This is a genomic window from Bacillus cereus group sp. N12 (assembly GCF_016483575.1).
GTDB lineage: Bacteria > Bacillota > Bacilli > Bacillales > Bacillaceae_G > Bacillus_A > Bacillus_A toyonensis.
This window is the reverse complement of sequence record NZ_JAEHBO010000250.1, coordinates 1-249: the sequence shown is the minus strand read 5'-3', so window position 1 is coordinate 249 and position 249 is coordinate 1. Positions and strand designations below refer to the sequence as shown.

Sequence of the window (249 nt, the reverse complement as noted above, 5' to 3'; positions counted from 1 at the left end):
CAATGACATCAATCCTGCAACTTTGACAACTGTTTTGGTATAGTTCCGTCTTAATCGTTCCATCCGTAGCTAACAAACCTACTTTTCTAAAATTATTTTTTTGCACAAAACGAGCCGTTTCTAAAGGCATATGCAAGATCGGAATATTAACAGACCTTTTAGCTGCTTTATAGAAAAAATGAGCGGTATTACACGCAATAACAAGAAAATCCGCACCAGCGTTTTGCAGTCGCTGCGCTGATTGTACAA

General features: G+C 38.2%; 1 protein-coding gene. It reads right to left on the bottom strand.

Translation table 11 applies throughout. The features are described 5' to 3' along the window. Nucleotides 1-249, bottom strand: a 249-nt coding sequence (locus JDS92_RS30340) for an aspartate/glutamate racemase family protein (protein WP_199633064.1), incomplete at both ends; no start/stop codon positions are given.